Annotated in this window: 5 protein-coding genes; all 5 read right to left on the bottom strand. The window is 44.3% G+C overall.

What is annotated here, in order from left to right:
* On the bottom strand, positions 1-279 hold a 279-nt coding region (locus tag JF818_RS09800; RefSeq protein ID WP_198891832.1), incomplete at its 3' end, for a hypothetical protein.
* Positions 276-806, bottom strand: coding sequence for a hypothetical protein (locus JF818_RS09795; protein WP_198891831.1), 531 nt, complete (start codon positions 804-806; stop codon positions 276-278). The genes JF818_RS09800 and JF818_RS09795, both read right to left, overlap by 4 nt.
* An 11-nt stretch (positions 807-817) precedes the next feature.
* Positions 818-1,774 (bottom strand): hypothetical protein, encoded by a 957-nt coding sequence (locus tag JF818_RS09790; protein WP_198891830.1) that lies wholly within the window; start codon positions 1,772-1,774, stop codon positions 818-820.
* The gene (locus tag JF818_RS09785) at positions 1,774-4,098 is read right to left on the bottom strand and encodes a tail fiber domain-containing protein (RefSeq protein WP_198891829.1); all 2,325 of its coding nucleotides are present in this window, start codon (positions 4,096-4,098) and stop codon (positions 1,774-1,776) included. The genes JF818_RS09790 and JF818_RS09785 overlap by 1 nt, the downstream gene beginning before the upstream one ends.
* A gap of 11 nt (positions 4,099-4,109) precedes the next feature.
* Positions 4,110-4,923: hypothetical protein (locus JF818_RS09780; protein WP_198891828.1), on the bottom strand; the 814-nt coding region annotated here is incomplete at its 5' end.

The raw sequence follows: 4,923 nt of genomic DNA, 5'->3' as shown, positions 1-4,923 counted from the left end.
GGGCTTGTCGATATTTGCAGCAGCCTTGAGGAAATCATCGTTAATCTTCTTCCATTCATCAAGAAATCCACCGTGAACATAGAATGGTGTCGGCATTCGTTTGTAGGGCTTCTTGGGAAAGCTGAAGTTAATTTTCCAGTCCGAATTGGAATTGGATGGAGCGAAGACTATCACAACCTCATCGGGGTAGTGGATAATCTTGTACTGGGTGTCAGTACCAATGGTGTCCCACTTGGTAATCTGTTTGAAAAGTTGTGCAAGCTCAAGATGTGTTTTCATATGTCTCTCGTCTCTCCAAATATTTTTAAGGCTTTGACCTCTTCGTATGCTTGTTGAGCTGTCTCTGTATTTTTTCCGATTGCAATTGAAAGTATCTGTGGAGCTTCAATAAATACGTCAGCAGGAATCTCACAACCAAGATAGCTCTCCAGCATTGATAATGGTTCAGAAGGCGGCTCGCCTCCCTGAAGGTAATTGGTAATCATGCAATACTCATAAAATGCCAAGTCATAGGCAGTTTTCTTCTTTTTGAAATCTGGGTATTGCTCTAGGTATTCTTGTTCTTCACTTGAGCTGATAGAACCATCAATGGTGAAACCCAAAGCTATGAAATATTCTTTCATTTCGTTATAGAGGGAGTCTGTCAATTCCTGAGCATTTCTTTGCAGGTACGATATGTATGCTATGTTGTTCTTTTCTTTAATACGATGTTCAACACCCTTGTAAGCATAGGCATCGATCATTTCCTGTGATTCCTTGCTTGGTACTATTCGTATATAGTTCTCTTCTTTATCGAGCAATGCCATTGGTACACCCCTTAATAGTAGATATCAATACGTCCATTACCACCTGCTGCTCCGGCCTTTCCATTAAACCATTTGTTTGAGCCTCCACCACCACCAGAGCCATAACTACCTGGACTTCCGGCACTGGAGTTTCCTCCTCGTCCACCGGTTGCGAAAATTGATGCACCACCACCTCCTCCGCCTCCAGGAGCTGCCCCACCAGAATGTGCAGACCATCCTACACTTCCTCCTACCCCCGTAGCATGAGACTGTGCAGATTGACTGGTTCCAGTACCATGTGTCCCTTTTGCACCGGTTACAGAAAGAATTCTGCCCATTATCGTATTTGCTGTGGGGTAGGATACTGTGGCTCCATTATTCCTGCCTCCACCGCCATTCATGGTTATCTGGCTTCCTCCGTAGTTAACATAGCTTGCTGAACCTGGATTGCAATAATCAACATCTTCACCATTTTGCCCAGCATCCGAGCCTCCTCCCCTGCCTACAACTATCGTAGCTTTGTTCGGGCTGTCTGGTACTTGGAGATAGAACATACATCCTCCTCCGGCTTGCCCCCCAACACCATCTTTACTACCGCTAGCTCCACTTCCGCTAGCACCACCACCAACACCTACACAGAGGACGTAATAAGGTGCGCCTTCAGCAAAAGTAATAGTTGTCGTAGTTGCGCCTGTAAGCAACAAGCTAGAGCCACTCCTTGATAGGTAATACGTACCTGGGCTAGTCAGAGAAAATCGACTATGAGCACCAGGAGCATAACCAGCGGCTGCTATCGATAAGGTAGAGCCATCCTGCTTGTATCTGTCGATATTGGGGGTAAGCTTATTCCAGTTGTATTTTGTAACCAGTTTTGTATATCTGCTATTAAGCTGGGTAAATCCAAGGTCAGAGAGAGTCTCGTCAGATGTTTTCTTTCGGGCACATATGACATCAAAGTCCCTTCCATCAATCTTAAATCCTGTAGCCATTATCGGCCCTCCAACTTATGGATTTTCTCATCAAGCTCCTGTACTGCTTTAATGAGCATTCCTGTAGTATCAGAGAGTGACATCACATCGTGGTTCTTTCCTGTGAGACATTCAGGGGAATCATCTGCAATCAATCCTGTATGCAGGTATTCATCGTCATCAGATTTATAGCGATAATTGACTACCTCAACCTGATTGAGGACATCAAGAGCAGACTCCTTATACTTACTAATGTCTTTCTTGAGAATTCTCAGTGAGGAAGCGTTGAATGAGGTTGCTGTCATATTCTTTGCCGCTATTTGCAAGAATCGCTTTGTATTCCCGATTGAATAAGTATCTGCTTCTTTTGCATTTATATTCATTACTTCAGCACCAGCAACCGATGATATTACAGAGAACGAGCCTGATGCGTTGTAATACCCACTTGTCCCAGGATCACCGTTGGGAAGTGAGAATAAAATCGACCCCTCAGTATGAAAGACAGTCATGCTGCTTGCTGAGTTTTTTGATACTCCAATTATCGTATAAGTACGATTATCATATATCAGGCTTCCTGTTGCAGCTTTCATTTCGTTTATTGCATATGATGAAACACCTGAGACAAACCCTGTCGCTTTAGCATATAATATAGCAGGCAAAAATGTCCCACTCGAAAAGGATATGCTACCGATGTTATAAAAATAGGTTGGAATTATTCTTGTATAAGTATTAGTATGTCTTAAAAATACACCAGAGGTAGGGAACTGTCTTTTAATATATACATATGAAGTACCTGCCCAATATGCTTTACGGATAGTACCAGGATATGCTTGATCTTCACATTCAGCGTGCATAGGACAAAAATAAGATATTACATCACCTTTGGAGAGTGAGACAGTTGTTGATGCTGTCTCTGTTGTGGTCAGCAATACCAAATCATAAACTTCTATATAAATAGTATTAAGCCTAGAAGAATGTACATTCATATTGGTAAAAAGCGGGGTTCCATTCTTGTAAACAATCACAGGAGAATTAAACCCATAATATCCCTTATCTCGGTCACAATCCGGAGCTTTTAATTGAATAGAATACAACCCATCCACCTCAATAGTGAAACTTCTCTGATGCCCTAAAAGCACATCATAGTAATCATGAGAAGAATGTTCCCAACTATAATTTGAGTCTGATCCGCTAATAGTCGCAAGGTTTATATATGCACCACCCGTAGACCTCACTACTTTACTGAAAGCTGACCCATTAATAGTTCCGGATAATGTGTGTTCAGTGTTTGTCGGCACTCCAAGTCCCTGTAGATAGGTATCTAAAGATGTACCGATATAGTGAGTCTTGCTAGTGAATGTCTTCGGGTCTCCAGCATTACTGGCAGTAGTTGTTTTTAAGGGAGGGCTGTCAATCACACCTTTGAATGTTCCTGTTCCGCTTATAATTGCGCTATCCAATACAGCACTCTTTGCCTTGAATATACCATCTGAACCAAGAAAGAATCCTCCCCCATCGCTGGGTGGATTCCCCTCCGGAGTGTATCTTGATAAGATTGACCCACCACTCATTATCTCTATTTGATTTGCAAATAGCTTATTAACGAACGCCTCAAGCATTGCAATTCGCTCAAATACCGTTCCGATGCCATTCGCCTGTGCCCATACATTAATATCTTGGATATCCCCAGAATTCAGGATTTCCATGAAGTGGCGTATCTCAAACTGATCCATTCGCTGAGGAGGAATTGTCTCGATATCATAGATCAGTTCACCGTTCTTCATAAAAGACCCAATCACCCACATCGATGTTGAGTATTCTTCAAGCGTATTGTAGGACACCCATTTCTTGGACTCCCCATTTGCTGTAAGTTTTGCAAAATGGATTGTGCTTCCGTCAAAGAGGACATACCCTTGACCATCATTGGTAAGGGTCTCTGAATATGCACTTACTTCGTGTCTTGCCCCTTCTGCATATAAATAAGCATAGGGTGCAGTAAGTGTTCCGTCCTCTGCAAAGCCCTTGACATGAAGGGTAGTCCCATCAGCATAGATGCCAAGTTCCCCTGGGTTGCCTGGAGGCCCTTGTGGGCCTTGTTCCCCAGCATCACCTTTTGGGCCTGTTGCTCCTGTAAGGCATACAGTATTTCCCCATGCTGTTACCTCTTCCAAGGACAGTGCACTTCCTTCACGCCTCCAGATAAACTCACCAGAAGCTCTTGAAGGCATAGCTGTGCTCCACCCTGTGTCAGGAGGGGTTGTGTCGCTTGTATTCTTTGCATACTGATAGAATGTGGTAAGCCCATCAGCAAGGTTGGTAAGTGTTATGGAAGCGGAAGCAAGCATGTACAGTCTCCTTAGCTAACGGAACAGAAGAATGTTCCCTTAACCTCAATTTCATCGTGGGATACGGAAATGGTTTTTCCATTCTTTGTCCCGAAGGTTGCATCTGCAACTCCGTCCTTGTCGGTCATAGTCCATGTATAGGTAAGTCCAGTGCCCCCAGAATCCACCTCTGCCCCATCCTGATAGACCAATGCCTTGAGGGTGGTAGAGCCGGTATTGTTCTTGAAGAATTGACCAGCAGAGGATTCAATGACCACCTGATACGGATCACTCACATCAAGGATGGTTACTCCCTCCGTGGTGAATACATCTTGGTAGGTATCCGAGGAAGCGTCTGTGTCGGTAATCTTGCATCTGAACATTGCAAACGAATCGACCATCGCAGGGGTGACTGACAGCTCCGAGGTGCTTCCTGTTACTGCAGACCATGTAGTACCGTTTGTGGACTTCTCCCAAGCGTAGGTAAGGTTGGTGGTGTCTTGGGTAGTACCACGAATCAACTCTGCCTTTACCTTGAGGCTGGAAGGATTGCCATTCTTGAACTGGTCTCCACTTGGAGTAAATGCCCTTGCCACAACAAAAGATGTGCCATTTGCAACCCTGTTGAAGGCAATGACCATTTCATAGTCAAGGTCGAGGCCAAGTACAGGGTCGGTGTATACTGCCACAAACTTGTATTCAATCTGCCAGATATTGCCTGTCATTTTGTTTGCGCTTACTGACAGTACCTTGGTAGCCGCTACAACGGTCTCGCTGTTTGAGCCACTTACCACATCTGTCCAAGACCCCCCTGGTAGCTTTCTCTGCCACTTGCCGGACTTGAGT

The sequence above is a fragment of the Sphaerochaeta sp. S2 genome, from assembly GCF_016406725.1.
Classification (GTDB): domain Bacteria; phylum Spirochaetota; class Spirochaetia; order Sphaerochaetales; family Sphaerochaetaceae; genus Sphaerochaeta.
The sequence above is the reverse complement of the archived record's forward strand: the minus strand, read 5'-3'. Positions and strand labels throughout refer to the sequence as shown.

Excerpts from the sequence above, each read along its gene's own strand:
- JF818_RS09785 (WP_198891829.1), bottom strand. The coding sequence starts at position 4,098 with ATGCTTGCTTCCGCTTCCATAACACTTACCAACCTTGCTGATGGGCTT.
- JF818_RS09795 (WP_198891831.1), bottom strand. The coding sequence starts at position 806 with ATGGCATTGCTCGATAAAGAAGAGAACTATATACGAATAGTACCAAGC.
- JF818_RS09790 (WP_198891830.1), bottom strand. The coding sequence starts at position 1,774 with ATGGCTACAGGATTTAAGATTGATGGAAGGGACTTTGATGTCATATGT.